The organism is Nocardia sp. NPDC004654, from assembly GCF_040609595.1.
GTDB lineage: Bacteria > Actinomycetota > Actinomycetes > Mycobacteriales > Mycobacteriaceae > Nocardia.
In genome coordinates, this window is the sequence record NZ_JBEXKI010000020.1 from 1 (window position 1) to 4024 (window position 4024).

Annotated in this window: 1 protein-coding gene; it reads left to right on the forward strand. The window is 60.5% G+C overall.

The genetic code is table 11. From position 1 onward, the window contains the following. Positions 1-60: 60 nt before the first annotated feature. Positions 61-4024 (forward strand): acyltransferase domain-containing protein (locus ABZV58_RS34525; protein ID WP_355004394.1); only part of this gene is annotated, 3964 nt, incomplete at its 3' end.

Genomic DNA, 4024 nt, shown 5'->3' on the forward strand with positions numbered 1-4024 from the left:
GACCGCCCCCGCCGCGCCGGCATCTCCTCCTTCGGCATCAGCGGCACCAACGCCCACCTCATCCTCCAAGCCGCACCACCCACACCCAACACCACCACCATGCCTGCGCGCCCCTCCGACTGCGGGCCTTGGCCTCTGGTCTTGTCTGGCAAGACCCCTGAAGCCCTCGAACAGCACGCATCCAATCTCGCGAGCTACGTCTCCCTTACACCTGTAGACAACGACAACACTGCGGTATTGGGGGCGCTTGCCAAGCGATGCAGCCTCGACCACCGTGCCGTGGTAGTAGGAGCGACCGCAGAGGACTTCCACACAGGACTGCGCGCGCTGAGTGAGAAGAGGCCCGCACCGAGGGTGCGCAGAGATGTGGTGCGAGAAGGGGGAGTCGCGTTTCTATTCACCGGACAGGGAAGTCAGCGGCTAGGAATGGGGCGCGAACTCTATAGCACCCACTCTGTATTCGCTGAGGCTCTCGACGAAGCATGGGCCGAACTCGATAGGCAACTACCGCTGCCTCTGCGTGATGTTGTGTTCGCGGAGCCGGGAACGGACCGGGCAGCGCTACTGAACGAAACGCTGTATACGCAGACCGCAATTTTCGCCCTTGAGGTTGCGTTGTTCAAGTTGGTCGATTCCTACGGGATCCGCCCCGCCTATGTGATTGGTCACTCCGTCGGAGAATTCGCCGCTGCGCACGTAGCGGGTGTACTGACGCTGCGTAATGCAGCCGAACTAGTTGGAGCCCGAGCACGTCTCATGCAGGAGCTTCCGCCTGGCGGCGCAATGGTTGCTATCGAAGCCGCCGAGGACGAGGTCCACGCCCATTTACTTGAGGTCGATCCTGATCTAAGAGAAGTCGCAATCGCAGCAATCAATGCTCCGCTATCGACGGTCATTTCGGGTCGGAAATCTGCCGTAGACGCCGTAGCATCCCAGTTCGCTTCAAAGGGCCGGAAGTCACGACAGCTGAATGTCAGCCACGCGTTTCATTCGCCACTGATGTCACGGATGCTAGATGAATTTCAGATAATAGCTGAGAATATGTCGTTCGAGCCGCCACGTATCCCTATCGTTTCGAACATCACCGGCCGCATCGCCGACGCTGAACGTATCGCTACGCCAGACTACTGGGTCGAACACGTGACAGCGCCGGTAAGGTTTTCCGACGGATTGGCTGCTCTACGCGAACAAGGAACGGCCACTTATCTCGAGCTCGGCCCCGATGCCGTTCTCACCGGGCTTGTAAACGCCGCAATCGTTGAGCCGGGTACTGCAGCTACGCTGCCAGCCGATTCACTGCTTCGCGCCGACAAGTCCGAAGCGGAAACCTTCTTGACCGGGCTCGCTCATCTATACATCCGCGGCGCAGATATCGACTGGTCGGCCAGAATCGGCGAACTGGCACCGTCCAGCATGGGGCTACCCAATTATCCATTTCAACATCGCTCGTACTGGCTGCGAACTGCCCCTCCGCCAACGTCCGCGGTCAGTCTCGGACTTGGTTCCGCCGATCATCCGATACTGCGCGCAGTCGCCGAACTACCAGACGGCGGCCAGCTGTTCACTGGCCGAGTATCGCTTCATGATCAGCCGTGGATCGCTGACCATGTTGTCATTGATCAGGCCGTACTCCCTGGCACAGCGTATATCGATATATTGTTGCACGCAGGTGAACAGATTGGCTTTACTCGAATCGGCGAACTCGTCCTCGAGGCCCCACTAGCTGTCCCCGTCGATGCAGGGCGTCAGATTGCCCTCGCGATAGAAGGACCGGATGAAACCGGGCGACGAAAGTTCGCTATCCGCTCCCGGCACGAGAACAATGAACTAGGTGTGGACTGGACTCACCACGGATCCGGCCATTTCACAGTGGCAGGTCGAGTTCGACAAATCCGAGATACGGTTTGGCCTCCAGATGATGCTGTTGTCGTAGAGATCGGCGACCTCTACAAGCATTTCGAGCGCCTCGGATTACGGTACGGACCGCTCTTTCACGGTGTCACGGCTGTCTGGCGGAAAAACGACTCGCTGTTCGCCGATGTCGCCCTGCCAGGCGACGCGAACTCGCAGGGACACACCATCCACCCTGCTCTACTTGATGCGGCCCTGCATCCGGCCGCACTCTTCAGCCAAGCCTCGTCCCACGGAAATCAGCAGGTTCTGCTGCCGTTCTCGTGGACTGATATCTGCTGGTTCGCCCGCGAGGCCCGACATCTTCGAGTACGGCTCGATTGGGTCGGGAACGACACCGTATCGCTCTCCATCTGGGACCTGAGCGGGGACCTCGTCGCGACAATCGCGGGCCTTAGCATGCGACCGATCTCCGAGGAACAGCTCGCTGCCTCGCGGCGACGGCATCGAGATCCGCTGTACGAACTCGACTGGATCACTAGATCCAAAGCTGACCTAATCGTCGCTCAACCGACGTCAAGGCTATGGGCGATCATCGGGCCCTACGCCGCCGAATTCGCCGCAGTCCTACAACCGACCAAGGTCGAAGTTGCCGAGTTTGCTGACCTCGAGTCACTACGGGAAGCGATCAATAACGGGGGTCCCAGCCTGGATCTCATCATCGTGCCGACCCTTGGGTCCACCGCTGGCGAGGACCCAGTCGAACGAGGTCATCGAGTGGCCGAGCAGTGCCTGACCCTCGTGAGGGGCGTCGTATCCGACCCACGATACGACGGGACACGGTGCGCAATCGTCACCCGTTCTGCGGTGGGAACAGGGCTCGATGAGGTACCCGATGACCTTGGCGGTTCCGTCGTGTGGGGCCTGGTGCGATGCGCACAGTCTGAACATCCCAATCGACTGCTGTTGCTGGACTTCGATGCCGACAGCTCTGCCGATGCGCTGGCGGTTGCATTGGGCGGCGCCGAGGCGCAGGTCGCGGTCCGGGGGGAGCAAGTGATGGTTCCCCGGCTGCAGTCGTCTGGATTGGGCCAGCTTGTTCCGTTACCGGACCCCCAGCCATGGCGCGTGGGAGTCGGCCACGATGGAAGCATCGATGGGCTGAAGGTAGTTCCCGCACCAGACACCGATGAGCCGCTGCAACCGACAGACGTTCGAGTACAAGTGCGGGCAGCTGGCCTCAACTTCCGCGATGTGCTTATCACGCTAGGTATGTACCCCGAGCATGCGCTCATTGGCAGTGAAGCTGCAGGTGTTGTGTGTGAGATAGGCGACGCCGTTACTGATTTCGCAGTAGGTGATCGTGTGATGGGTCTCTTCGTCACAGGGGCGATGGGATCCGTCGCGGTGACTGACTGGCGGATGCTCGCCAAAGTCCCCTCCGGATGGTCGCTCACCCAGGCAGCGTCTACCCCAATCGTATTTCTCACCGCCTACTACGCGCTTACGGACCTCGCTCGTCTGCAACGCGGCCAGCGGCTTCTCGTACATTCCGCTGCGGGGGGTGTTGGCATGGCCGCCGTACAACTAGCGCGTCACATCGGCGCGGAGGTCTTTGGCACCGCCAGCCGAAGCAAATGGGATGCGTTACGGTCCTATGGGCTTACCGAGGATCATCTGGCGAGCTCACGCACGCTCGACTTTGAAAATGAGTTCTTTGAGGCTACCGGTGGAGCGGGTGTCGACGTCGTACTCAACTCCTTCACAGGCGAGTTCATCGACGCCTCGCTCCGATTGCTTGTCGACGGCGGGCACTTCTTGGAGATGGGAAAAGCTGATGTCCGGAAGCCGCAGGAAATTGCAGCCGCCAACCGGGGGTTGCGCTATTCCGCATTCGACCTGCTAGACGCGGGACCCGATCGCATACGGGAGATGCTCGACGATCTGAGCGCTATGTTTGCATTGGGACAGCTCACGCCCCTTCCCGTGCGAGCCTTCACCATCGAACAGGCTCCTGAAGCTTTCCGCTATCTGAGCCAAGCGCGCCACATCGGCAAGCTCGCGCTCACGGTGGGATCCCCCTTGGATCCGGACGGGACAGTATTGATCACCGGCGGCACCGGCACCCTCGGCGCCATCCTGGCCCGCCACCTCGTCACCACCCACCACACCC